The sequence below is a fragment of the Rhizobium sp. AC27/96 genome, from assembly GCF_001692325.1.
Taxonomy (GTDB): Bacteria; Pseudomonadota; Alphaproteobacteria; order Rhizobiales; family Rhizobiaceae; genus Rhizobium.
Genome location: NZ_LXKN01000002.1, coordinates 137,719 through 162,501, shown reverse-complemented (window position 1 = coordinate 162,501; position 24,783 = coordinate 137,719). Strand labels below are relative to the sequence as shown.

Sequence of the window (24,783 nt, the reverse complement as noted above, 5' to 3'; positions counted from 1 at the left end):
AAATCAGCCCAGCCAGCCCCTTGTCTGCTTTTGACGCAGCAACCAGCCAGCCCGGTAAAGCAGTTCGAAAGGAATGGTTATGGTTGTCCGGCGCTCCCGCTCGGCTCTCTTGGCGTGCACTGCGTTTCTGGCTCTTGGGCTGGCGACGCCGTCTTTTGCGCAAACAGCACCTCAGAATGAGAAGGGGACTGGCGAAGCCGCCAGCGGCGAGAGTGCCACGAACCTGAAACCGATCGTCGTGAAGAGCAAGGGCAAGGCGACCAAGGACGTGCTTGCCGATTCCCCGACCGCCAGCCAGACGACGGCAAAGGACATCGATGACAAGCAGATCAGCCGCATCGAGGATCTCGGCCGCAGCACCGAAGTCGGCGTCGGCTTCAACCGCACGACCGGCGGCGTCAACATTCGCGGTCTGGGCGACGATCGCGTCCTGACGACGATCGACGGCATCAAGGTGCCGTTTCTCCTCGATGCGTCTCGCGATTCCGATGGTGGCATCAACAGCTTCGACTTCAACGCGCTCTCGAGTGTGGATGTTGTTCGTGGTGCCGATTCGAGCCGCGGCGGTTCCAGTGCTCTCGGCGGAGCCTTCGTGCTTCGCACGCTGGAGCCGGAAGATCTGATCACCCCGGGTTCTACCTGGGGCGGAGTCTTCAAGTTCGGCTATAATGGCGACGACCGGAGCATCGGTGGCTCAGCGGCCGTTGCCGAGCGCATCAACAACACCGCCGTTCTCTTCCAGGGTGGCTATACGCATGGCCATGAGCTTGAGAACAACGGCGATGTCGGTGGCTATTCGACCAAGCGTACCGAGGCAAACCCGGCCGACTACAACCAGAGAAGCGGCCTGTTCAAGATCCGCCAATATACCGATATCGGCACTTTTGGCATCACGGCTGAACACTATAACAAAGATAAAGAAACCGATCTGATGACCCTGCAGAGCCCGGCCGGAAACTTCCGGCCTGGCAACTACAATGGGACCGATAATGTCGAGCGCAATCGCGTCTCGTTCGATTACAAATATGAAGCGGAGAGCGCCGATTCGCTGCTCGATACCGCTAATGCTGTCTTCTACTGGCAGAATCTTCTGCGTGAAACCGGTACCGACGGCTACCGTTACACTTCCGTTATCGGTGACTATTCACGCCTCAATGATTTGAAAGACAGTAGCATCGGCTTCAATGGCAACGCGTCGAAGTCCTTCGACACGGGCGGGCTGCATCACACGGTTACCTTTGGTCTCGACACCTCGTTTGACAAAACCAGTCAGTATTCGGCGGGCAAGGACAGTTGCAGCAACCCGCGTTGGCGTGCGACTTGTGCGTTCCTGCATACCAACCAATCCGACATGCCCAATGTCGATGGCAAGCGTGTCGGTGCCTTTATTAATGACAAGATCGAGTTCGGTTCCAGCAATGTCTCTCTGACGCCGGGGCTGCGCTTCGACTGGTATGACTACTCGCCGAAGAACACGCCGGCCTATCGCGACAGCGCCAACTACAAGGGGTTGCCGGCCGGCCAGTCGGATACCCACATCTCGCCAAGCTTGCGTGCTGCCTATGAGCCACAGCAGAATGTCGAGATCTACGCGCAATGGGCGATGGCTTTCCGTGCGCCGAATGCGAGTGAGCTTTACGTCAACTATGGTGTTCCCGGCGGCTATGTCAGCTACGGTAACCCTGACCTGAAGCCAGAGACCAGCAACGGCATCGAAATCGGCACCAATCTCGGCGATGACGATTTCGGCGGCCATGTCGGCGCCTTCTACAACAAGTACAAGAACTTCATCGACACGCTGAATTATCGCGATGTGACAGGCACCTATCCGCTGGGGATTACCGAATACTTCAACCGCGCCAATGTTCGCATGTTCGGTGTCGAGGTGAATGCGCATAAGAAGTTCGACAACGGTATCCACGTCAAGGGTTCTCTTGCCTATGTCAACGGCAAGGACTCTGATACTGGCCAATGGATCAACTCGGTGGCTCCTGCCAAGGCCGCCTTCACCGTTGGCTATGCGGCTGACGTCTGGGGAACGGACCTGACGTTCGTTACCGCCGCTCGCGAAGCGAAGAAGACGGGAGATACCCTGCAGACTCCTGCCTATGGCATCTTCGATCTGACGGGCTGGTGGGAGCCGGAACAGGTGAAGGGGCTCAGCATTCGCGGCGGCATCTACAACATCTTTAACAAGACCTATTACGACGCGCTCAACTCACCGTCCTACAGCGGCACGCTGGCCCAGCCCGCTTCCTACTATTCCGAGCCCGGCCGTACCTTCAAGCTGACGCTGACGCAGAAGTTCTAAGCGGTCTCACCGACGCAGCAACTCAGGCGATGCTTCGGCATCGCCTCTTTTTTTGCCCTTATGAGGCGGTATCGTGAGGTTTGCGCAATTGTAAATCGCAACATTCGATGCTAATGGAAGCGCCCAGTCTTCAAACCTGTTGAGAAAAGAGAGGAGGACCTTATGACCAAGATAGTCTGGCATATTCGCCAGTTCGGTCCGACTCGTGCCCTGCGGATGCGTTTGCAGGGCTGATCAGAGGCTGTAACTCACTCATTCTTCTGGTCTGCCCTTTGGGCGACGTGGCTTCGTGCATTTATGCCCGTGCTGCCGCGTCATGACATGTTTTCGAGCATTGGCCTGTCCATGGCCAGCGACATCGGCGTAGCGCGGCGAAAGGAGCCGCAGGCGATGTCTCGTAAATGCTCGAGCAAGACCGGAAAAAACCATGACTCTGATCAATCTCCGCAATCTCGGCGTTACCCTGGGTGCGCCGTTGTTTTCCAATCTCAATCTGACCGTCGATGCCGGTGACCGCATCGGGATCGTCGCTGCGAACGGGCGCGGAAAGACTTCGCTGCTCAACAGCATAGCCGGCAGGCTTGAGCCAACGACGGGCGATATGACGCGCGCCCGCGGCCTGCGGGTCGGCTATGTCGAACAGAACGTCCCCGCCGATCTGCTTGATGTCTCCTTCTATGATGCGGTTCTCCGCGCCCTGCCGAAGGAACAGGCCGCAAGCGAGAGCTGGCGCGTCGATGTCACCCTCGATTCGCTCGATGTGCCCGCGGTGATGCGGGAGCGGACGCTCGCCCAGCTCAGCGGCGGTTGGCAAAGGCTTGCCATGCTTGCCCGCGTCTGGGTGACCGAGCCCGATGTGATGATGCTGGACGAGCCGACCAACCATCTCGATCTCGCCAAGATCGCGTTGCTGGAGGACTGGCTGAATGCGCTGCCGCGCGATGTCGCCGTGCTGATTGCCAGCCACGACCGCGCCTTTCTCGATGCCGTCAGCAACCGGACGCTGTTCCTGCGGCAGGAGCAGTCGCAGATCTATGCGCTGCCCTATAGCCGCGCGCGGGCGGCGCTGGAGGAGGCCGATGCTTCGGAAGAGCGGCGCTATCAGAAGGAGATGAAGACGGCGCAGCAGCTACGCAAGCAGGCGGCCAAGCTCCACAATATCGGCGTCAACTCCGGCAGCGATCTGCTGACCGTGAAGACGAAGCAGCTGAGGGCAAGAGCCGAGAAACTGGAGGACGCCGCTCGACCCGGCTATCAGGAGCGTTCGGCGGGTGCGATCAAGCTCGCCAATCGCGGCACGCAGGCGAAGATATTGGTGACGCTTGACGATGCCTCTGTGGAGACGCCCGATGGTACGTTGCTGTTCAAGACCGGCAAGCGCTGGATCTGCCAGGGGGACCGCATCGTCCTGCTCGGCGCCAACGGCGCCGGCAAGACCCGGCTTGTCGAGATGATCCGCAAGACCATCGACGATCCGGCGAATGCCGGAGCGATCAAGCCGACGCCGTCGCTGGTGCTCGGCTATAGCGATCAAGCCCTCTCCAATCTCGGTCAGGATGATACGCCGTTGGGCGTCATCACGCGGCTGTTCGAACTCGGCGAGCAACGCGCGAGGACGCTGCTCGCCGGCGCAGGCATGAACATCGAGATGCAGGGGCGTGCCATCGGCAGGCTTTCGGGCGGACAGAAGGCGCGGCTGGCGATGCTGGTGCTGAGGCTCACCAACCCCAATTTCTACCTGCTCGACGAGCCGACCAACCATCTCGATATCGATGGCCAGGAGGCTCTGGAAGACGAACTGACGGCGAACGAGGCTAGCTGCCTGCTCGTCTCCCACGATCGCAGCTTCGTGCGCAGCATCGGCAACCGCTTCTGGCTGATCGACCGGAAGCGGCTGATCGAAGTTGACGGGCCGGAGGAGTTCTTCGAAGCGGCCCGAACGCAGGACTAGCAAAAGGGTGGGCAGAGACGAAAAATCGTTTCTGCCCATTCACTGAGATTGCGGCTTGCGCATCCCGTCATCTCACGCTAACAATTCCCGCCATGAACATGTCCTTGAACAACATTGCAGTTTGGTGGTGGGCTCGCTGAGGCGGCCTCGACCAATCGTGTTCAAAGACCACGAGTGAGCCGCCCGAGATTTCGAGGCGGCTTTTTTGTTATAAAGGCCGCCTGTCATCCGGGCCCGATAACGGAGTGGGAATAATGGTAACGATCCTTCGGGATGATGGTGCGGAAATCTACGAGACGAAGGGCGGGATCACCGTTACCCGGCAGCGCCGGTCGACGCCCTATGCGGATGCGGTTTCGTCTTACATCGACAAGCTCGACGAGCGCCGTGGCGCGGTCTTTTCGTCGAACTACGAATATCCCGGCCGCTATACGCGTTGGGACACCGCTGTCGTCGACCCGCCGCTCGGCCTTTCCTGCTCCGGCCGCGATGTCTGGATCGACGCTTATAACGAGCGTGGCGAGGTCATTCTCGGCTTCATCGCGGAAAAGCTGAAGACGGTTTCCGAGTTGACGCTTGGCGCCTCGACGCCGCGCCGGCTCGACCTGACGGTGAAGATGCCGGACCGGATCTTTACCGAGGAAGAACGCTCGAAGATGCCGACGGTGTTTACCGTGCTGCGCGCGGTGACGGAGCTGTTCTATTCGCAGGCGGATGCCAGCATCGGCTTCTATGGTGCCTTCGGCTACGATCTTGCCTTCCAGTTCGACGCCATCAACCTGAAGCTCAAGCGTCCCGACGACCAGCGCGACATGGTGCTCTACCTGCCGGACGAGATCCTGGTGGTCGACAACTACTCTGCCAAGGCCTGGATCGACCGTTACGATTTCGCCAGGGATGGCGTTTCCACCGAGGGCAAATCCGGCGAGATCGCCGCCGAGCCCTTCCGTCACACCGATACGATTCCGCCGAAGAGCGATCATCGTCCCGGCGAATATGCGGAGCTGGTGGTCAAGGCGAAGGAGAGCTTCCGCAAGGGCGATCTCTTCGAAGTGGTCCCCGGCCAGAAGTTCATGGAGCGCTGCGAGAGCAAGCCTTCCGATATTTCCAAGCGCCTGAAGGCCATCAATCCTTCGCCCTATTCCTTCTTCATCAATCTCGGCAATCAGGAATATCTGGTGGGCGCATCGCCCGAAATGTTCGTGCGCGTTTCCGGCCGCCGCATCGAGACCTGCCCGATCTCGGGCACGATCAAGCGTGGCGACGATCCGATCGCTGATAGCGAGCAGATCCTGAAGCTTCTGAACTCCAAGAAGGACGAGTCGGAGCTGACCATGTGCTCCGACGTCGACCGTAACGACAAGAGCCGCGTCTGCGAGCCGGGCTCGGTCAAGGTCATCGGCCGTCGCCAGATCGAGATGTATTCGCGCCTGATCCATACGGTCGACCACATCGAGGGCCGTCTGCGCGACGACATGGACGCCTTTGACGGTTTCCTCAGCCATGCCTGGGCCGTCACCGTCACCGGTGCGCCGAAGCTCTGGGCCATGCGCTTCATCGAGAGCCATGAAAAGAGCCCGCGCGCATGGTATGGTGGCGCGATCGGTATGGTCGGCTTCAACGGCGACATGAATACCGGCCTGACGCTGCGCACCGTGCGCATCAAGGACGGCATCGCCGAAGTGCGGGCAGGCGCAACGCTGCTCAACGACTCGATCCCCGAGGAAGAAGAAGCCGAAACCGAATTGAAGGCCTCCGCCATGCTGTCTGCCATCCGTGATGCCAAGGCTGCGAATTCCGGCAAGCAGCAGCGCGACGTTGCTTCCGTCGGCAAGGGCGTGAAGATCTTGCTGATCGACCACGAGGACAGCTTCGTCCATACGCTTGCCAATTACTTCCGCCAGACGGGCGCGACGGTTTCCACCGTGCGCACGCCGGTGCCGGAGGAGGTGTTCGACCGGCTGGACCCTGATCTGGTCGTGCTGTCGCCGGGACCTGGCAATCCGAAGGATTTCGACTGCAAGGCGACGATCAAGAAGGCGAGGGCGCGCAACCTGCCGATCTTCGGCGTCTGCCTGGGCCTGCAGGCACTGGCCGAAGCCTATGGCGGCGAGCTGCGTCATCTCGCACTGCCGATGCATGGCAAGCCGTCGCGCATTCGCGTGCTGGAACCGGGTCTTGTCTTCTCCGGTCTCGGTCGTGAAGTCACCGTCGGCCGCTACCATTCGATCTTTGCCGATCCCTCGACGCTGCCGCGTGACTTCATGATCACTGCCGAAAGCGAGGATGGCACGATCATGGGCATCGAGCATGTGAAGGAGCCGATCGCGGCTGTACAGTTCCATCCGGAATCGATCATGACGCTCGGCGGCGATGCCGGCATGCGGATGATCGAGAACGTGGTGGCGCATCTGGCGCGCCGTGCAAAGACGAAGGCCGCCTGATCAGGGCTCCGACGCTATGGCTTTAAATAGAACATCCCCATGCACTCGGACAAAGTGCATGGCGATGTTTTTTGCCTTGAAAGAGCCAACAAACACCTGAAGACATCTCGTGTCGGGTAGGGGCTTCCGGTTGTTGATCACAAAGATATTCAAAGGCGTTCTGATTGCCGCGCTGGCTCTCGTTGCGATCGCCGCACTCGGCATCGTGGTGCCGCGTCCGCTCTGGCACGATGGGCCGGTGCCGGCCGAGCAAACCCATCGCATCCTCATGCTCAGCAACCCCATCCATACGGATATCGCCATACCTGTCGACGGCGATCTCCTGGCTCGCTTTGCATTCCTGCGGACGGCTGGTCTTGATCTCGATAATCCCAACCTGCGTTACCTCGTCTTCGGCTGGGGAGGCCGCAGCTTCTATATCGAGACGCCGACATGGGCTGATCTGAAGCCTGGCCCGGTGCTAAAGAGTTTTACCTTGGATCGCTCGGTCATCCATGCCGAGCTCGCCGGCAATATTCCCAAGGACGCACCGGCGGTGACCGTGCTCAATATCGATGCCGGTGGGCTTGAGCGGTTGGAGCAATTCATTCTCGATAGCCTCGTTCAGGGCGATGGAGGGCCGATATCCCTGCCGGGCAGCAATTACGGGCCGAATGACGCATTCTTCGAGGCGAGGGGGTATTTCAATGCCTTTATGGGCTGCAATACGTGGACGGCCGCCGCCTTGAGACAGGCGGGGTTGACCTCCGGCCTATGGACCACGCTGCCGTGGATGCTGCGGCAATCGCTTGATCTGCACAATGATCGCGATCGTTTCGCCGCAGATCGTTCGTCCGTCAAAGAGCTGTAGCCGCCGGTTTGACTTGCTCCCGGTTGTAAATTATTGTGCCGGCGTTCCTGTGGGGCACATCGGCATGGAGGCCGAAAGGGCTAGGCCCGCCCGCTGATATCACTCAGCAGGAGTCTGTCCATGCCAACCCTCGATACCTATCGCAAACAAGCCAAGCTGCTGATGCGCTGGCACCGTGATCGTGACTATTCCATTGGCGGGAGAGTTCGAGTCCTCGACCGTTTCAGCGCCCTGACGGATCGTGAGATCCTGGCGATGAAATTCCCATTGGCGCTGGCGCAGGAGATCGTTGCGGTCGAAGCGGGCCACAGAAGTTGGGCCGAGTTGAAGGCCGTTGCCGCGGATGCGCCGAAGACGCCGCCTGCTTCGCCCGAACCGCCGGTTTTCAAGAGCGTCATACCGATCCTTTTCGTGCGGGATGTGACGACGAGTGCGGCGTTCTTCAGGGAAAAGCTTGGTTTTGTGGCGGAGTTCCTGCATGGCGCGCCACCATTCTATGGAGCGGTGTCGCGGGACGGCATCTGGATCCATCTGCGACTCGTCTATGAGCCCTATTTTGCCGCTGCGGCGGCAAAGGAGGGGGCGCTCATTCTCGCTTCGATCGAGGTTTCGAATGTCCAGGGACTGTTCGAGGAATTCAAGGCCAGGGACGTTGAGTTCGCGCAACCGTTGACCAAGCAGGCGTGGGGCGGCACCGATTTTCATGTGCGCGACCCGGATGGCAACGTGTTCTCGTTTGTCACGTTCAGATCGTAACGCCTTGACCCCTAGAGGGTTGCCGCGAAACAGCGGCCCTCACAGATCCTCGCAATCCTGCCAGCCTTCCTCAAAGACGAGCTTGTCGAGCGGCAGGCGGTCGCGCCATCCCTTCACGGCAAGCTCGGGCATGTCATAGAGTTCGTCGACATAGCCGACGCAGAGCCAGGCGACGATCTTGACGTGCTCGGGTATGCCAAGAATCGCCTTGATGGCCTCTTCGTGGAAGATGCTGACCCAGCCGACGCCGACGCCTTCGGCGCGGGCGGCCAGCCAGAGGTTCTGCACGGCGCAGACGGTCGAATAGACGTCGGTCGCCGGGTTGTGGGTGCGGCCGAGCACGACAGGGCCGCCGCGCTTGGTGTCGCAGGTAATGCAGATGCTGAGCGGCGCCTTGCGGATGCCTTCGAGCTTCAGCCGCTGATATTGGGCGCGGCGATCGCCTGCGAACATCGTGCAGGCCTCCTCATTTGCCTGGTGGAATGCCTGCCAGACGCGTTCGCGCGTCTCCGGCTGACGGACCAGGATGAAGTTCCATGGCTGCATGAAGCCGACCGAGGGGGCAGCATGAGCCGCTTCGAGCAGGCGCCTGACGAGATGATCGGGTAGGGGATCGGACTTGAATTGATCACGGACGTCGCGGCGCGTCTCGATTGCGCGATAGACGGCATTGCGCTCCTCTTGCGAAAAAGCGCCGGCCGCAACCAGATGATCAGCCGCTCCCGCTTGGACGTCGATAGCAGATGCGGCAATAGGGGCATTGTCAGGAGCGGGCATATTCAACCATGGTTTTATAGAGAGTGGCGATTTGTCGGCCGATGCCGGCCACCCTTGCATGCGGGGCTGAAGCACAGCTTAGCGCACGATTGCAAGCGAAACTAACAGCTCGGTTTTTCACAGGCGAGCGCATAACCGGCTTCCACTGTCGCGAAGCGGTGGTTTGCAAAGTCTCTCTGTAGCTTTTGGCGGACGATGCGGCGACCCAAGTCGACTTCCAAATGATTGCGAGGGGCGTTATGCCAGTTCGCAAGCCTGTCTTGGCTGGTATTCGCCTTGAAGACGCCACAAGGGCGATCCATGCGAGCGCCGAAATAGCTATTCATGCGGAACCGGAGGGCGAACAGGCCCGCCGTATCCGCGTCAAGGAGATCTGAGATGCCCAACACCGATGTTTCCGGCCTGTCGATGCTCGGCAGCCAAACCGAGGCCCCCGCAAATCCCGAGGCGGCGGTTCTCGAAAAGGTGCCGGCCGGCCATGCCGGCACGGATTACGTCGTGCGCTTCACCGCGCCGGAATTCACCTCGCTCTGCCCGATGACGGGTCAGCCGGATTTCGCCCATATCGTCATCGATTACGTGCCAAACGAATGGCTGGTGGAATCGAAGTCGCTGAAGCTCTTCCTGCATTCCTTCCGCAATCACGGCGCATTCCATGAGGATTGCTCGATCTATATCGCCAAACGCCTGGTGGAGCTGCTGGATCCGAAATGGCTGCGCATCGGCGCCTATTGGTATCCGCGCGGCGGCATCCCGATCGATGTCTTCTGGCAGACGGGCAAGCCGCCGGAGGGCGTCTGGCTGCCGGATCAGGGCGTGCAGCCCTATCGCGGCCGAGGCTGAACAAAAAAGCCGCCATCCGGAGATGGCGGCTTTTTCCTGGAGCCTATGTCTGCCTGATTTCAGGCAAACGAGCTGTCGTCGTCGCTGTTGTCGAACGAATCGTCATCGGCGTCGTCCTGAGCGTCCTGGGCAGCATCCTGGGCGTAATCGGCCGCCCGCTGATCATCCTGATCGCTATTATCGTCATTGCCGAAATAGTTGTTGTTGATGATCGTTTCCTGCACCGGCTGTTCGGCTGCGTTGGCCGCTGTGGCCCCGAAGAGGCCGCTGCCGGCATTTCCGCCGAAGAGACCGCCGCCAGTGCCGCCAAGATGTGGGCTGAAGAGGCTGGAGAGCGATTCCGCCAGCATCACGCCGCCGGCGACGCCGGCTGCCGTGCCGAGAGCGCCGCGCAGGAAGCTGCCGCCAGCCGAGGGGGCTGCTGCCTGCTGGCTCCACGGGCCTGATGGTTGCTGTTGCGGCTGGCCGCTCCAGGGACCGGGCTGCGGCGCGTTGCGGGCATAGTCGTCATAGAGGCGGCCTTGCTGCTGCGGATATCCAGCTTGGGGCTGGGGTGCCGGAGCGCGCTGCTGCTGGCCACCGCCAAAGAGAGAGCCGATTCCGCCGAGGAAACCGCCACTCTGGCCCTGTTGATGATTGTCGGCGCCCTGTTGCTCGAGCTCGTGGACGCGAGCCTCGAGTTGCTGGATGCGATCGGCTGCGGCCTTCATGCCCTGTTCCTGCATGATGACGGCCTGCGCCAGAAAATATGGCGCGTAGGGCTGGTCGCGAACCGACTGGTTGATGAAAGCCTCCGCATCAGCGTCACGCTGGGCGCCACCAGCTGTGCGCACGCGATCGAAGAGAGAGCTAAGCAATTGACGTTCTTCAGGCGACATGATGGCCTCCTTGGCAATCTGTTGCTGTAAATTCGGGGCGCGACTTCAATCGCGCTGACCTGACGTAGGATCCAATCTCGGCTTTTCAAAGCCATTCAAGTTACATTTCGGTAATCCGCAACCATAACGCCATGTTGTCAGACGCTATTCCCGCCTTGTCTTTTTCCTGCATTGTTTTACGCATTGAGTCGCACTATGTGCGGTGTACGACGCATCATGCTGGAGACTTGCGAATGAACGACGAAGACGAACAGGAAGACAAGAAGAACGAACAGCCGTTGGGCAAGGACGCGGAGGCGAATCTTTTCAAGTCGCGCTCGATCTTCATCTATGGCGGCATCACGCAGGAACTGGCCCAGAAGGTCTGCTCGCAGCTCGTGGCACTTGCTGCAGCCAGCGACGAAGACATTCGCATCTATGTGAACTCGCCCGGCGGCCACGTCGAATCAGGCGATTCGATCCACGACATGATCAAGTTCATCAAGCCGAAGGTTTGGGTGATCGGCACGGGCTGGGTCGCTTCCGCCGGTGCGTTGATTTACGTCTCGGTTCCCAAGGAACGCCGTATTTGCCTGCCGAACACGCGCTTCCTGCTGCATCAACCCTCCGGCGGCACGCGCGGCATGGCGTCCGATATCGAGATCCAGGCACGCGAAATCATCAAGATGAACGAGCGTCTGAACAAGATCTTCTCGGAAGCCACAGGTCAGCCGATCGAAAAGATCGCCAAGGACACGGACCGCGACTACTGGCTTTCCGCCGAGGAAGCCAAGGCCTATGGCCTGGTCTCGCGCATCGTGACCTCGCAGGCTGAGATTTGATCTAGCCGATTTTGCTTGAACGAAAACCCTCGCTTGCCGGAAGGCAGGCGAGGGTTTTTGTATGGTGGTGATCTGTTTGCCTTATTGGTCAATCTGAGGTGACCGGCATTCGGAGGCCGTCATGCGGCGGTGAGCCAGCGAAAAGCGCTGCGAATGAAGGCTTGTCCGTTTTCGGTGACAGGATCTCCGTGAGCCATTAGCACCTTCTCGGCCGGCCACTCAAGAACTTGGCGGATCGATGCGCGCGCAGCGCTGCGATCGGTAAATGCGGCACGAAACTTTCGAGGTACGGACGGCTCCGCGGCGACCATAAGGTCGAGACGGGCTACGAATGCCCGCCAGCCCTTGAACCATCCCGGATGGAAATGCTGGATAAGGTCGGTGAAAAGCACCGTTCTGCTTTGGCGATGAAAGAAGACGATCTCCGTCGTGATCAGGTTGCCGCGTATGACGGCGAGATCGATGTTATCGACCCAATCGCTGTCCATGGCTCCATCGAGGTTGCCGTCGAATCTGATGTCCCTGCGCTTCTGCGCCAGACCGGGCGGGGCGTAGACCTTGGCATTGGGGTAGGCGCGCTGCCAGTCACCCAGAAATACATGGTGAAGCGAATTGGGTGGTATCAGATAAGCTACATCCCCCAAGGCGTCGATCTCTGTGCGAAGGGCATCCGAGATTTGCGTCGGCGACCACAGGAACAGGCTGCCATTGGACAATCGGATGACGGCCATGCGCGTCGAGTAATGGAAACCGGCGGCCGCCGTGATGATGGGGCCATCGGCGATCCAGATATCGGGGCCCAATTCTTTGAGGGTGGCAACCATTCTTCAAAGCGTTCCCACGCGAGAGAAAGTTTACATGAGTGTAAATTTACACTAAAGTATAAAAATGGCAATACCAAAGCGAATTGAGCGATCACGAACACTCATCCTGGATGCCGCCGTGCTGGCGTTTCGCGAGGCCGGCTTTGCCGAGACCTCGGTGGAGGAAATCGCGACGCGTGCCGGCCTCACGCGCAAGACGGTCTATAATCTGTTTGGCTCTAAAGAGGAGATCGCCCTGCAGCTCATCGCCCGCGTGGAAGCAGGTGACGCAATCTATCGTGCCCGCATGGAGGCAAATGAGGACGTCTTCGTGTTGCTGGAGCGGGTCTTTCTCGACAGTGCCGGCTGGTGCCTGGCAAATCCTTCGCTCGCTAAGCTGGCGCTGGCTCCAGCCGAGAGACCATCGCTTGAACCCCGGCCAGACCGTCCGTCTTTCCAACGGCTCGTCAGGGACCTTCTGGTGCTTGGTCAACAGCAGGGCGTCATTCGCAAGGACGACGACCCCAATTTCATGTCGTTGGTTCTGCTTGGCATTTATGGGCAGGCCATGCTGACGGCTCTTTCGAGCGGCCGATTTAGCGAGGATGAGATCAGGCATCTCATCCGCATTGTCGTCGAGGGCATTGGCGAGCGGCGCTGATTCCCCTGACCAGATTACCGAGCTTTGGCTACCCGGAAGGACGGTGCTGGCGGCGGGATGGACCGCCGCCAGCTTTCGCCGCTAGGGAGATTTGCAACGTTTCCGAGGGCGGCGAATTCGAAAGATCGGGTAAGGGTGCCACGGTCTGGGGCGCTTTCTATGTGGTGATCTCGACCGGGGTTCCGTCCGGCATGGTAACAACCGCCTCGTAGAAACCGTCGCCCGTCGTTCGGGGGCCAGATTTGAGACAGCCATCCGCCTTGCATCGTTCCGCCAGCGCATCGACGGCGGCTTCGTCACCCAGAGATATGGCGATGTGGTCCCAGCCGACACGTTCGCCCTGTGCGTCGGCTGGAAGCCAGGGGCCGGTCATCAGTTCGATCTGATCGGCGCCGTCAGGCAGGTGCACGAAGCGGGAGATGAAGCCGGGGCGGCGCTGACTGCGATAGGGTTCGCCGACGGTCGCTCCGAAATACTTCATCCAGAACGCCGCGGCGGCGTCGATATCACGTGTCCACAGAGCGGTATGAGCGATGCGCATTCGTCTCCTCCTTATCCTGCGTGCGGGTGACGATCCCGGCACATAGAGGTGCGGCACAAAGCAGGATGGCGAGCATCCAGAACGAGCCGGGCAGGCCGATGTGATTGGCGACGAAGCCGACACTGGCAGGCCCGATCAGCACGCCGGCATATCCGCACATGGTAATCGCAGCGACAGCGAGCCCCGCCGGCATGACGGTCTGCGTCCCTCCCTTGCGGAAAAGCACTGGCACGATGTTGGAAGCGCCAAGCCCGATCAGCAGGAAGCCACTCATGGCGAGGATTGCAATCGGGCTCAACAGGAGAATGACGAAGCCAGCTACCGCGACGAGCCCGCCCCACAACATCATGGCTCTGTCTCCGAGCTTTGCGGTGATCCTGTCGCCGGCCAGGCGTCCCACTGTCATGGCAATTGCAAACAGCATGTAGCCAAGGCCGCCATGGCTAGCTTCGACCCGGCCTTGCGTGGTGAGAAGCAGGGCGCTCCAGTCGAGAATGGCGCCTTCAACAAGGAAGGTGATGGCGGCAAGTACGGCAAGCAACAGAACGAAGCTGCGGGGAATGGCGAAGAGCGGCGCATCTTCCAATGGGACGGTTCTGAGCAGCCGGGGCCAGGCGACGACCAGGGCGATCAGCATCAGGGCAGACGATAGCAGCGTTGCGACGAGAGGGCCGGCATCGACTGACAGCAGCAGAGTCACCAGCAGCGAGCCGATAAAGCCGCCGATGCTGAAAAGCGCGTGAAAGCCGGACATCAGAGGCTTGTCCGCACCTTTTTCCACCTCGACGGCATGGATGTTCATCGCGACGTCGAGTGATCCCAGAGCTGCGCCAAACAAGGCGAGGGTGATGCCCAGCGTGAATGGCGTGCTGGCTATGGTGAGGATCGGGAGTGTGAGCGCGAGGCCGAGCCCACCGGCAATGATGATCGGCTTGCTGCCGTAGCGCGCGCTCAGCATGCCGGTGGCAAGCATTGCGGCGACCGAGCCGAGGCCAAGGCAGAGCAGCAATATGCCAAGTACGCCGTCATCGACCCCAAGCCGGGTCTTGGCGAAGGGGACGAGGGGCGCCCAGCAGGCGATACCGAATCCCGCAATGAGAAAGGCCAGTCGTGTTGCCAGCCGGGTTTCCGGCCGATCGGCGGATTGCATGATGATTCCCCGTCTTTCGAGATCAGGATGATGTGGTGATGGCGCTCGGCTTGATGAGCGTGAAACCAGCGCGGATAGCGGCTTCCTCTTCATCATCGGGCAGATCGTCTTCGACGATCAGCCAGTCGATATCGGCGGCATCGCCGATGCGATGAGGCGCTTGCTCGTGAAATTTTTCCGAGGTTGCCATGGTGATCCGTATCGTGCTGCGCTTGATGAGCATCCTTTTGAAAATCGCGTCTGCATGTTCATGCACGCTGATGCCGTTTTTCGCCGAGACTGCACAGGCGCCCACGAAGCAACGATCGATGTTCATATTTTCGATGGCTGCCACCGCGGCCGCATCGACGCTGCCGCCGACGATGGGGTTGACCGCGCCGCCGATCAGGATGAGCGGGAGGTCGCCACGTTTCATGACGGCAGACGCGATGTCGATGGAGTTCGTGGCGACCGTCAGTTCGCTGTTCTTCGGCAGCAGGTCCACCATCGCAAGATTGGTGCTGCCGCTGTCGAGAAACACGAAAGCGCCGGGTTCGATCATGCTGACGGCTGCACGCGCCAGTGCCTGCTTTCGCTCGGACGCCTGCCCGATACGGGCAGAGATGGGCCGCGAAGGGGTCAAGAGAGGAAGAGCGCCGCCATAGACACGCCGGCATTTGCCCTCGGCGGCCAGCGCCCTGAGATCGCGACGCACGGCATCCTCGGAAACATTGAACTCGGCCGCAAGCGATGCGGCAACGATCTCTTGTCCCTCTGCAAGCCGTGTTTCGATGACGTCCCTGCGGGACAATGGAAGTGAAGTGCTCATAATCATGCATTAACGTGCATAAATAGGAGAGTCAATGTGCGTATTTGTACTTGTTGTTAATTGATTGCAGGCCCCCGGATCGGCGAGTGATCTCAACTCGTCGGTGCTGTTTGCCGATTGGGCCTTCGCGCGACCATGGCAGTCATTTTGGCCAGAAACTGCACTTGCACGTCCGCAGCTTGTAATGCTCCATGCGACGCAATCGTCTTATCGTCCGAGTCTCGCCCCATGCTCAAAGATTTCTCCGTCCAAAGCCTGTTTATGGGATGCCTCACGGCATTTGTCGGCTTTGCCAGTTCCTTTGCCGTCGTCTTCCACGGTCTGCAGGTGGTCGGTGCGACCGATGCGCAGGCTGCGTCCGGGCTGATGGCGCTTTCGGTTGCCATGGGCCTTTGCGCGATCGTGCTGAGTGCCGTTACCAGATCGCCCATCAGCACGGCCTGGTCGACGCCGGGGGCGGCCTTGCTCGCCAGCGCCGGAGCGATCGACGGCGGCTTTCCGGCGGCAGTGGGGGCTTTCTTCATCTGCGGCCTGTTGATCGTCATCGCCGGCTTGTTTCGGCCATTCGGCCGGGCGGTGGCCTTGATCCCGGCGCCACTCGCCAATGCCATGCTTTCGGGCGTGCTGCTCGGCCTTTGCTTCGCGCCGGTCAAGGCGATCGCCTTCAACCCCGCATTCGGTCTGCCGATCATTCTCGCCTGGATCGTCGTTGGTTCCTTCAAGCGGCTCTGGGCGGTGCCGGCGGCCCTTGCCGCTTTCGCACTTGTCTTGGCTTTCGGCGTCAAGATACCGGGCGGCGCTCTCGCCTCATTGGGCAACTCACTGCTGCCGACAGTCGAGCTGGTGAAGCCGGTCTTTACCGTCGCCGGCATTGTCTCCATCGCGCTTCCGCTTTTCGTCGTGACGATGGCGTCCCAGAATATCCCCGGCATCGCCGTGCTGAAGGTCCATAACTACGATCCCAAGCCTGGCCCACTGTTTGCCGTCACCGGCGTGTTTTCGCTGCTGGCCGTGCCTTTCGGCGGCCATGCCGTCAATCTTGCCGCCATCACCGCCGCCATGTGCGCCGGACAGGATGCGCATCCCGATCCGAAGCGGCGCTATTGGGCGGCGATGATCGCCGGCGCCGGCTATGTCATCCTCGGTCTGCTGGCCAGTGCCGTCACTGCTTTCGTGGCGTTGGCGCCGCCGGTGCTGATCGAAGCGGTCGCCGGTTTGGCGCTGGTGGGAGCACTGTCCAATTCGGCGCTCAATGCCTTCCAACAGGCGGAATCGCGCGAAGCTGCCGCCATTACCTTTCTCGTGACGGCTTCGGGCGTTTCCTTCGGCGGCGTTTCCGGCGCCTTCTGGGGCCTGATCGCCGGCGGATTGATGATGGCGCTGTCGCGCGGTGTGCGTGCGCTGAAGAAGTGAGCAGGGGGTTGCTTCTTTTTGGCCGCGCGGCTATAAGCGCGGCCATGAAGACGACTGGCGCAAAGATTTCTGAGCAGATTGCACGTGGGCGTGTTGCCCTGCGTGACAATACGCGCGCCCTTACCTCGCTTCTCCTCCTCGGCCTTACGCGCGGTTGCCGGGTCCTTTGAGGAGCGCCCGGCGGCCGAAAAGCCCGCTGGCCATCGCTCCTCGCGACTTACCCTAAAATCGACAGCACACCCGCAAGGGATCCGCATTTGTCATCGCCAAGCCGCATCCGATCGGCTAAGACGCGGGATAAAATGACGGGAAAGGAAGAGACGAGACCATGGACGCGAACAGCCATTCCCCCAAAGGCATGCCCGAAGCGACGGTAAAATACCGCGCCTATCCCCAGATCAACATTTCCGACCGGACCTGGCCGTCCAAGGTCATTACCAAGGCGCCGGTCTGGTGTTCGGTAGACCTGCGCGACGGCAACCAGGCGCTTGTCGATCCGATGGGCCATGATCGCAAGGCCCGCATGTTCCAGCTGCTGCTGGACATGGGCTTCAAGGAAATCGAGATCGGTTTCCCCTCGGCCTCCCAGACCGATTTCGACTTTGCGCGCTGGTGCATCGAAGAGGGCAATGTGCCCGCCGACGTGTCGCTGCAGGTGCTGGTTCAGTGCCGCCCGGAATTGATCACGCGGACCTTCGAGGCTCTGGAAGGCGCCAACAAGCCGATCGTCCATTTCTACAATTCCACCAGCGAATTGCAGCGCCGCGTGGTGTTTGCCAAGGATGTGCAGGGCATCAAGCAGATCGCCGTCGATGCGGCGAAAATGATCAGCGACATGGCGGCCAAGGCCGGCGGCGGCTATCGTTTCGAATATTCGCCGGAAAGCTTCACCGGCACCGAGCTGGATGTGGCGCTGGAAATCTGCAACGCCGTCATTGGCGTCATGAAGCCGACACCTGACAACAAGCTGATCATCAACCTGCCGTCGACAGTCGAGATGGCGACGCCCAACATCTATGCCGACCAGATCGAATGGATGTGCCGTAATCTCGATAATCGCGAAAACCTGATCATCTCGCTGCATCCGCATAATGACCGCGGCACCGGCATCGCCGCTGCCGAATTGGCTTTGATGGCCGGCGCCGACCGTGTCGAGGGCACCCTGTTCGGCAATGGCGAGCGCACCGGCAATGTCGATGTCGTCACCATGGCGCTGAACATGTTCACGCAAGGCGTCGATCCGGAGCTGGATTGCTCCAACATCGAACGCATGAAGGAAGTCTTCGAATATTCCAACCAGATGGCGATCGGCGAGCGTCACCCTTATGTCGGCGAACTGGTCTACACGGCTTTCTCCGGCTCGCACCAGGATGCGATCAACAAGGGCATGAAGGCCGCCAAGGTTGCCAATGATCCCGTCTGGGAAGTGCCTTATCTGCCGATCGACCCGCAGGATGTCGGCCGCACCTATGAGGCGATCATCCGCATCAACTCGCAGTCCGGCAAGGGCGGTATCGCCTATATCATGCAGCAGGATTACGGCTTGAACCTGCCGCGCAATCTGCAGGTGGAATATCGCGAAGAGATCCAGCGCATCACCGACGAAGAAGGCAAGGAGCTACCCTCCAAGCGCATCTACGAGCATTTTATCGAGCGCTACGTGACGCAGCCCGGCGCCCGCATCCGCTTCGTCGATCACCACACCTTCGCCGATCCCGAGCATAAGGGTCAGCGCATCGTCGCAGCCGAAATCACCGACAATGGTGAGGTGAAGCGCATCGAAGGCCGCGGCAACGGTCCGATCGACGGTTTCATCAACGCCCTCTCGATCTATCTCGGCGTTTCCATGTCGGTCGAGGATTATTCCGAACACTCGCTGCAGCACGGCTCCAACGCCGCGGCAATCTCCTATGTCGAGATTTCCCATCCAGGCGGCAAGCTCTTCGGCGCCGGCATCAATACCAATATCGTTGCCGCCTCGCTCGAGGCGATCGTCTCGGCGGCAAACCGCGTGCTCGATATCAAGAAGTAGGGCTGAGTTTCAACCACTCGGGCCTGATGAAGTCAGATCCTCTCGCTATCGTCGAGGGGATTTTTCGTTCTGCCTGGCAACAATAGTGCGGTGGGCTAAGCAGTCGTTTTGCGCAAAACGAAAAGGTGTTTAGGGCTTCTGCCTGGCAAGCTCATCGCGCCGCTTCGTCAGTCGCTCGAGTTCTTCTTCCTGTTCGGCGATGCGTTCGGATGTTCGCTCTTCGTCAGCCGCACCGGAAAAGGCTGTGGCCTGCTCGATCAGTTCGCGAAGGTTTTCCCTTATCACGGCTATGCGCCTGTCGATTTCCGGAATAGTCAGCAGAACGTCGGACATATTGAAACTCCAGCGAGAATATCAACCCGGTACGATTTACCGTTGGTCATTATCCATCGGCTGGCTGGCCACCGCAAGCTGCAAAGCGGGAGCGGCTCTATCAGATTTCCGAGGATACCCTGTTGGCGATCTGGTCGAGCATGGCATCCGAGGACGGGCCGACGACGGCATATGTCGTGCCATTGCGATGCCAGGAGACGATGCTGACATCGTCCTTGATGATTTCGTCGAAATCGTCGTCGTCCGGAACACCGTCGGCCTTGGTGAAACAGATGGCGACGACTTCGCCGTCCAGGTTCTTGTAGATCAGCTGGCCCACGGGCTTGCCGCCGGCAATGAACATGCGGGCGCCCTGGAAGACAAGACCGTCTGCGGCAAGATCCGGAAAATTGAACTTCACGCCGACCGTGCTCGACAGCCACTTGCTGATCTCGTCCAGCTCGCTTGCCTGCATTTCAACCAAGTGGCGTGGCTGCCGCGAATAGATGCGATGGTAGGCGGCGATATCGTCCAGCCAGTTGCGTGTAGCGACCTGAGCCGGTGTAGGGGATGCGGCTGCGGGCGCCTGGGCCGGCTGTAGGCCGAAGAGATAGCCGATGCCACCGCCGAGGACGAAAAGAAGGAGAGCGGCCGCAAGCGACTGCTTGCCCGAGGGGGCAAGCTTGAAGGACGGCCGGGCGAGGCGGGGGGAGGGATCGCGTGTTTTAGGAGGCTGCGCGCTCTTGATGGAGCGTACGAGTGCCAGAGGCACGGGTTCCTTCAGGACTTCATCGAAAGCCTTGCGGCCGACATCGGAGCCGTGCCGCAGCTCGTCGAAAATGCGGCGTGCATCGGGATCGGAGGCTATCAGCCTTTCCAGCTCTTCCTTTTCTTCGCGGCTCATCTCGCCGTCCAAAAAGGCGGAAAGGCGAACTTCGAGCGGCAATTTCTTCATGTCCTGCAATGCTTAAAACCTTCGAGGCGAGCGGCTGTGACCCTGTGCGGCAAGATGCAGTCGGGCGCTGGAGAGGCGGGACATCACTGCGGACAAGGGGATGCCGAGAATATCGGCCGCCTGCTTGTAATTATGTCCTTCGACATCGACCAGCAGGAAGACACTGGCAAGTCCTTCGGGCAAAGATGTGACCAAGCGATGCGCTTCGCCGGCTTCCACCGGATTTGAATGCACCCCGGATGCCGGCTCGCCCTGCTCAAGCGCATTGCCTTTGGCGGGCCGCAGCCTATGGCGCCGCGCTTCATCGATCCATTGATGCCGCGCCATCGTATAGAGCCAGCTTTCGAGCTTTCCGGTGCCGTTCCAGAGATGGAACTTGGCTATGCCGCGCTGACAGACGTTCTGCACCAGCTCATCGGCATCCGCCAGATCGCCGGTCAACGTCACCGCGAAGCGGCGCAGCTTCGGAAGAAGGCCGACCAGATCGCGTCTGATATCGATGGCAGCTACCGGCGTGGGCATTGTCTTTCCAGGGAGGCGTTGGAGGTTGTTACAATGACGATGTCTTCCGGCAAATGAAGACCTTTCCCTTGGGAAGGGCGATGCGAAAGGAATGACCGTCCTGTATTGGTATGAACCATTTCTGTGCCGTTTCGCAAGTAGTTCAAAAGTACTTGCGCATTTGTCTGTCGCACATTCGCGGCGTGCGCCACGTCCGCGTCGACTCAATAGGTGACCTGGCCCTTCAGCGATTGCATCAGTGAGCGATATGCCCAGGTATTTTCGCCGCCGCGGTCCCGGATCTCGACCAGCTGCACCCGGGCGCCCTGAACGTCGCCCTGCTCAAGCAGGGCTTGCCCCATGTAGGAGCGGGCAAGGATGTAGTTCTCGTCGCGCTGCAGGGCTTTCCGGTAGTAGCTCATGCCGAGCTCCATGCGGCCGGCCTTGCGGTTGGAATAGCCGAGATAATTGAGGATACGGGGATCGTCCTGGTTTCTGGCGAGCTTCAGAACCGTGATGGCATTGTCGTACTGACCGGCATAGGCAAATTCACGCGCGGCCTGGAACAATTGATCGTCATTGAAGCCGCTTTGCGTCGGCTTCACGCATTCTTTCTTGTCCTTGTCCCACACCTTGCCGTCGGTGCATTCGGTGGTGGTCTTGCTCTTCGGCGGAGGGGCGGTCTCATCATCTTCCGAACCGGCAGCGAAGGCCTGCAGGCTGGCGACGAGCAAAAATCCGCTGGCCAGCGCCAGCGTTGCGGCTCTCTTCGTCACGACCTTGAAATCCATTCCATCCTCCGAGATTCCCAGGTGACGATTGTATCTCGGTATCTTCGAAAACGCTACCGAAACGATGCCGTCGCAAGTCGCAAAACAGCGATCACGGAGCTAAAATATCGACACCTTCCGCATCGACCCTGTCGCCTTTCGGATCGAGGCTGTAGCGCTCGGCCTTCAGCTCCCAGGCGCCTGGTCTGCCGGCAATCGTGAAGAGATTATAGGCGGCCCGCGGCTTTAACCCGCCGACGCCCTGAGACGCCGAAGCGATACCGACAACTGGCACCGGACCTGTCTGGCTGCGGAGCCAGTGAAGAGTATTGAGGTGGGTGTGGCCATGAAGAACAAGCTCGGCGCCGCCCGTGGAGATGGCAGCGGCAAAGCGGCGAATGCCGATCATCCGCTTGTAGAAGCTAGTCGCGCCGCGGATCGGTGGATGATGGATCATGACGACGCGGAAGAGGCCGGCATCGCCGGCCGCGTGGAGCATGTTCACCGTTTCGCGCGCCTGACGGGCGGAATAAAAGCCGCTGGCGGCAAACGGCGGCGTTGCCACGGCGGTCGAGCAGCCGATCAGCGCGACCTGGTCGCGAACGCGTAGATAGGGGAAGACATGCTCATCTTCAGGCCATTCGGCGGGGGAGCGATCCCCTCTGACATAGGGATACCAGGCGCGCATGGCCTTCTCATAGGAGCCGGGCACATAGGCATCGTGATTGCCGGGCACGACGGAGGTGTGCTGAGGGTCGCCAACTGTCTTCAGCCAGGCGGCGGCGGTCTGGATTTCGATGCCGCTTGCAAGGTTGACGAGATCGCCCGTTACCGCAAGATGATCGGCCTGCTTCGCCTTGATATCGTCAAGAAGCAGATCGAGCGTATCACCAAAAAGGTGCTTGCGCCGGTTCCTGTGCCAGTTCACAAATCCTGTAATGCGTTTGGAGGCGAGCTCTCTGATCGAAAGGCGTGGCAGGGGACCCAGGTGAACATCGGAAATATGCGCGAGCTTGAACATGGGATGAGACATAGCCCATTCGATTGTCAAAACAAATACATGCCTTGCCTCAAGGATCAGCGCGCCGGAGTTGAGGGATGAGCGAGGAAGCTCCGAAGAGCGAAGGGCGTGGTCTGCGGGCTTGGTTGTTCGGCCGCGCATTGCATGTGTATTTCCTGCTCACCCGCAGCATGACGCTTGGCGTGCGGGCTGCCTGTTTCGATGGCGATGGGCGCATTTTCCTGGTAAGGCACTCCTATATTCCGGGATGGCACATGCCGGGCGGCGGTGTCGAACGTCATGAAACGATGGAGCAGGCGCTCGAGAAAGAGTTGCGGGAGGAGGGCAATCTGGCGATATCGGGGAGACCGCAGCTCTTTCACGTCTATTTCAACAATCGCACGAGCAAACGCGACCATGTCGTCTTCTATCGCGTCGAGGTAACGCAGACTGCGCCGCGCAAGCCTGATCTCGAAATCGTCGAGAGCGGCTTCTTTCCGCTCGACGCCCTGCCGCCGGGAACGACGAAGGCGACCTATCGCCGGTTGGAAGAGTTGAGCGGGTCCGAACTCCCTTCGAATTATTGGTAATGACGTCGCCGTTAACCACCTTGTGGCATTTCGACCGTGACATGAAAATTGGCGTCCGCGGGGTGAATGGTGGAACTATCTCGCCCCTTGGCGGGCGAGAAAGCAATTTCACTGGTTTAGGAATTGCGATGCCATAGGTTCAACAGGCTTCAAGCTTAGCGCAATTTCTAAGCCATTGAAATTGCAAGAGCGGGGGTCTGTTTCTTGCTCATTTACTTCTGAAACAGGGTGCGTCCCGACCTTCCCCCTCTCTTGCAAAATCTAGCACTTAGCTGAAGCTAAATGCTGATTTTGCTTTCTCGCCCGCAAGGGGCGAGATTGACCGCGCCTCAGGCAGCTTTCGACAATTGCTCGCGGCCATGCGGACGATCGAGATCAAGCTCCGGGCCGATGGGAACGATGCCGGTCGGGTTGATCGTCTTGTGGCTGCGGTAATAGTGATGCTTGATGTGCACGAGATTCACGGTCTCCGCCACGCCGGCAACCTGGTAAAGATCCCGCAGATATGCGGAGAGATTTGGGTAATCGGCGATGCGGCGGATGTTGCATTTGAAATGGCCGACATAGACTGCATCGAAACGGACGAGCGTGGTGAACAACCGCCAGTCGGCCTCGGTCAGATGCTCTCCGAACAGATAGCGTTTTGTCGATAGTCGCTTTTCGAGGGTGTCGAGCGTTTCGAAGATGCGGCGGGCATTCTCTTCATAGGCGTCCTGCGTCGTTGCAAAGCCGGCCTTGTAGACGCCGTTGTTGACCGTGTCGTAGACCAGCGTGTTCAATGCATCGATATCTGCGCGCAGATTCTCGGGATAAAAATCGTCCTTCGATCCGGTCAATTCGTCAAAGGCGCTGTTGAACATGCGGATGATTTCGGCTGACTCATTGTTGACGATCGTGCCGGCCTGCTTGTCCCAGAGAACGGGAACGGTGACCCGGCCGGAATAATGCGGATCGGCCTTGACGTAGATTTCCCAAAGCGCCTTTGCGCCAAAGAGCGGATCGATCGTCCCACCGTCTTTCCCTTTGAATTCCCAACCATTTTCCAGCATCAGCGGGTCGACGATCGAGACGGAAATGAGATCTTCTAGCTTCTTCAGCTTGCGGAAGATGAGGGTGCGATGCGCCCAGGGGCAGGCGAGCGAAACGTAGAGATGGTAACGTCCGGCCTCGGCCTTGAAGCCGCCGGCTCCGGTTGGGCCGGCTGCACCGTCAGGGGTGATCCAGTTGCGGAACTGCGACGCAGCGCGCTGGAAATGACCCTTTGTCTCCTTGGTGTCGTACCAGACATCGTGCCAGATGCCGTCAACCAACATGCCCATTGCTTTGTCCTTCCGGAAATGCTGCTTAAAACCTGCCTCAAGCATACGGCATGCCGGACGAATTTCGAGGCGATAAACGATGAACACTGCGTATCGGGCATGATCGGCAGGCATGGGCGCGAGATTTCATCGAGAGGTGTCATCATGCGGACACGATCTTGCATCAACAAACGGCAGTACACATTTTGCGTTGGACGTGCCGAATATTTCCTGCTATCGGGCTTGTCAGACTTTGAGGAACAGCTCTCATGAAAGCCATCAGAAGCCTGCGACGACGCCGATGATCCCGAACGCTCC

General features: G+C 59.7%; 24 protein-coding genes. 12 read left to right on the top strand and 12 right to left on the bottom strand.

Features of this window, described 5'->3' with window-relative positions:
- Positions 1 to 79: 79 nt before the first annotated feature.
- The 5 genes from A6U86_RS07535 to A6U86_RS07515 all read left to right on the top strand — a co-directional run bounded on the left by A6U86_RS07535 (position 80) and on the right by A6U86_RS07515 (position 8,312).
- Complete coding sequence (locus A6U86_RS07535; protein ID WP_068388449.1) at positions 80 to 2,311, top strand: TonB-dependent hemoglobin/transferrin/lactoferrin family receptor; 2,232 nt, start codon at positions 80 to 82, stop codon at positions 2,309 to 2,311.
- 427 nt (positions 2,312 to 2,738) lie between these two features.
- Positions 2,739 to 4,262, top strand: coding sequence for an ABC-F family ATP-binding cassette domain-containing protein (locus tag A6U86_RS07530; protein ID WP_068388446.1), 1,524 nt, complete (start codon positions 2,739 to 2,741; stop codon positions 4,260 to 4,262).
- 254 nt (positions 4,263 to 4,516) lie between these two features.
- Entirely contained in the window at positions 4,517 to 6,706 is a 2,190-nt protein-coding gene (locus tag A6U86_RS07525) for an anthranilate synthase (RefSeq protein WP_068388442.1), read from the top strand.
- Between the two features lie 136 nt (positions 6,707 to 6,842).
- On the top strand, positions 6,843 to 7,556 hold the full coding sequence (locus A6U86_RS07520; RefSeq protein WP_068388665.1) for a TIGR02117 family protein: 714 nt from the start codon (positions 6,843 to 6,845) through the stop codon (positions 7,554 to 7,556).
- Between the two features lie 120 nt (positions 7,557 to 7,676).
- Positions 7,677 to 8,312, top strand: a complete 636-nt coding sequence (locus tag A6U86_RS07515) for a glyoxalase superfamily protein (protein WP_068388439.1) — start codon at positions 7,677 to 7,679, stop codon at positions 8,310 to 8,312.
- 39 nt (positions 8,313 to 8,351) lie between these two features.
- Here A6U86_RS07515 and bluB read toward each other — a convergent pair whose 3' ends face one another.
- A complete protein-coding gene (gene bluB / locus A6U86_RS07510; protein WP_244509849.1) occupies positions 8,352 to 9,089 on the bottom strand; it encodes a 5,6-dimethylbenzimidazole synthase in 738 nt (245 codons plus the stop codon).
- A 239-nt stretch (positions 9,090 to 9,328) separates the two neighbouring features.
- On the opposite strand from bluB, the gene A6U86_RS35415 reads away from it, so the two are divergent.
- Positions 9,329 to 9,466: a hypothetical protein gene (locus A6U86_RS35415; protein WP_158008737.1), complete on the top strand. Its 138-nt coding sequence runs from the start codon at positions 9,329 to 9,331 to the stop codon at positions 9,464 to 9,466.
- 1 nt (position 9,467) lies between these two features.
- Positions 9,468 to 9,932: a preQ(1) synthase gene (queF, locus tag A6U86_RS07500; RefSeq protein ID WP_068388433.1), complete on the top strand. Its 465-nt coding sequence runs from the start codon at positions 9,468 to 9,470 to the stop codon at positions 9,930 to 9,932.
- Positions 9,933 to 9,991: 59 nt separating this feature from the next.
- On the opposite strand, the gene A6U86_RS07495 is transcribed toward queF, so the two are convergent.
- The gene (locus A6U86_RS07495) at positions 9,992 to 10,810 is read right to left on the bottom strand and encodes a DUF2076 domain-containing protein (RefSeq protein WP_068388430.1); all 819 of its coding nucleotides are present in this window, start codon (positions 10,808 to 10,810) and stop codon (positions 9,992 to 9,994) included.
- Positions 10,811 to 11,043: 233 nt separating this feature from the next.
- Between A6U86_RS07495 and A6U86_RS07490 the strand changes: the two genes are divergently transcribed.
- Positions 11,044 to 11,631, top strand: a complete 588-nt coding sequence (locus tag A6U86_RS07490) for an ATP-dependent Clp protease proteolytic subunit (RefSeq protein WP_068388429.1) — start codon at positions 11,044 to 11,046, stop codon at positions 11,629 to 11,631.
- A 119-nt stretch (positions 11,632 to 11,750) separates the two neighbouring features.
- Here the strand turns inward: A6U86_RS07490 and A6U86_RS07485 are convergent, their stop codons facing one another.
- Positions 11,751 to 12,455: a DUF4336 domain-containing protein gene (locus tag A6U86_RS07485; RefSeq protein ID WP_068388428.1), complete on the bottom strand. Its 705-nt coding sequence runs from the start codon at positions 12,453 to 12,455 to the stop codon at positions 11,751 to 11,753.
- Positions 12,456 to 12,519: 64 nt separating this feature from the next.
- Here A6U86_RS07485 and A6U86_RS07480 point away from each other — a divergent pair, with 64 nt between their 5' ends.
- Positions 12,520 to 13,095 (top strand): TetR/AcrR family transcriptional regulator, encoded by a 576-nt coding sequence (locus A6U86_RS07480; RefSeq protein ID WP_083196754.1) that lies wholly within the window; start codon positions 12,520 to 12,522, stop codon positions 13,093 to 13,095.
- Positions 13,096 to 13,252: 157 nt separating this feature from the next.
- On the opposite strand, the gene A6U86_RS07475 is transcribed toward A6U86_RS07480, so the two are convergent.
- From A6U86_RS07475 to A6U86_RS07465, 3 genes are read right to left on the bottom strand one after another with little or no spacing between them, the layout of a single operon-like run.
- Positions 13,253 to 13,636 carry a glyoxalase/bleomycin resistance/extradiol dioxygenase family protein gene (locus A6U86_RS07475; RefSeq protein WP_068388425.1) on the bottom strand — a complete coding sequence of 128 codons (384 nt, stop codon included), beginning with the start codon at positions 13,634 to 13,636 and terminating at the stop codon, positions 13,253 to 13,255.
- Positions 13,602 to 14,786, bottom strand: a complete 1,185-nt coding sequence (locus A6U86_RS07470) for an MFS transporter (protein ID WP_068388422.1) — start codon at positions 14,784 to 14,786, stop codon at positions 13,602 to 13,604. Before A6U86_RS07470 ends, A6U86_RS07475 begins: the two co-directional genes overlap by 35 nt.
- Positions 14,787 to 14,808: 22 nt before the next feature.
- Positions 14,809 to 15,594 (bottom strand): DeoR/GlpR family DNA-binding transcription regulator, encoded by a 786-nt coding sequence (locus tag A6U86_RS07465; protein WP_068388657.1) that lies wholly within the window; start codon positions 15,592 to 15,594, stop codon positions 14,809 to 14,811.
- Between the two features lie 228 nt (positions 15,595 to 15,822).
- Here A6U86_RS07465 and A6U86_RS07460 point away from each other — a divergent pair, with 228 nt between their 5' ends.
- A complete protein-coding gene (locus A6U86_RS07460; protein ID WP_068388419.1) occupies positions 15,823 to 17,007 on the top strand; it encodes a benzoate/H(+) symporter BenE family transporter in 1,185 nt (394 codons plus the stop codon).
- Positions 17,008 to 17,335: 328 nt separating this feature from the next.
- Complete coding sequence (gene leuA / locus A6U86_RS07455) at positions 17,336 to 19,039, top strand: 2-isopropylmalate synthase (protein ID WP_068388415.1); 1,704 nt, start codon at positions 17,336 to 17,338, stop codon at positions 19,037 to 19,039.
- A gap of 129 nt (positions 19,040 to 19,168) precedes the next feature.
- Here the strand turns inward: leuA and A6U86_RS07450 are convergent, their stop codons facing one another.
- The 5 genes from A6U86_RS07450 to A6U86_RS07430 all read right to left on the bottom strand — a co-directional run bounded on the left by A6U86_RS07450 (position 19,169) and on the right by A6U86_RS07430 (position 22,628).
- Positions 19,169 to 19,372 carry a hypothetical protein gene (locus tag A6U86_RS07450; protein ID WP_068388413.1) on the bottom strand — a complete coding sequence of 68 codons (204 nt, stop codon included), beginning with the start codon at positions 19,370 to 19,372 and terminating at the stop codon, positions 19,169 to 19,171.
- 100 nt (positions 19,373 to 19,472) lie between these two features.
- The gene (locus A6U86_RS07445) at positions 19,473 to 20,315 is read right to left on the bottom strand and encodes an anti-sigma factor (RefSeq protein WP_068388409.1); all 843 of its coding nucleotides are present in this window, start codon (positions 20,313 to 20,315) and stop codon (positions 19,473 to 19,475) included.
- A gap of 3 nt (positions 20,316 to 20,318) precedes the next feature.
- Positions 20,319 to 20,828 carry an RNA polymerase sigma factor gene (locus A6U86_RS07440; RefSeq protein WP_068388406.1) on the bottom strand — a complete coding sequence of 170 codons (510 nt, stop codon included), beginning with the start codon at positions 20,826 to 20,828 and terminating at the stop codon, positions 20,319 to 20,321.
- 203 nt (positions 20,829 to 21,031) lie between these two features.
- Positions 21,032 to 21,598, bottom strand: a complete 567-nt coding sequence (locus A6U86_RS07435) for a M48 family metallopeptidase (RefSeq protein ID WP_068388403.1) — start codon at positions 21,596 to 21,598, stop codon at positions 21,032 to 21,034.
- A gap of 91 nt (positions 21,599 to 21,689) precedes the next feature.
- Positions 21,690 to 22,628 (bottom strand): metallophosphoesterase, encoded by a 939-nt coding sequence (locus A6U86_RS07430; protein WP_083196753.1) that lies wholly within the window; start codon positions 22,626 to 22,628, stop codon positions 21,690 to 21,692.
- A gap of 47 nt (positions 22,629 to 22,675) precedes the next feature.
- Between A6U86_RS07430 and A6U86_RS07425 the strand changes: the two genes are divergently transcribed.
- Positions 22,676 to 23,167 (top strand): NUDIX domain-containing protein, encoded by a 492-nt coding sequence (locus A6U86_RS07425; RefSeq protein WP_068388398.1) that lies wholly within the window; start codon positions 22,676 to 22,678, stop codon positions 23,165 to 23,167.
- 329 nt (positions 23,168 to 23,496) lie between these two features.
- Here A6U86_RS07425 and A6U86_RS07420 read toward each other — a convergent pair whose 3' ends face one another.
- Positions 23,497 to 24,486, bottom strand: a complete 990-nt coding sequence (locus A6U86_RS07420) for a glutathione S-transferase family protein (protein ID WP_068388654.1) — start codon at positions 24,484 to 24,486, stop codon at positions 23,497 to 23,499.
- Positions 24,487 to 24,783: the final 297 nt, after the last annotated feature.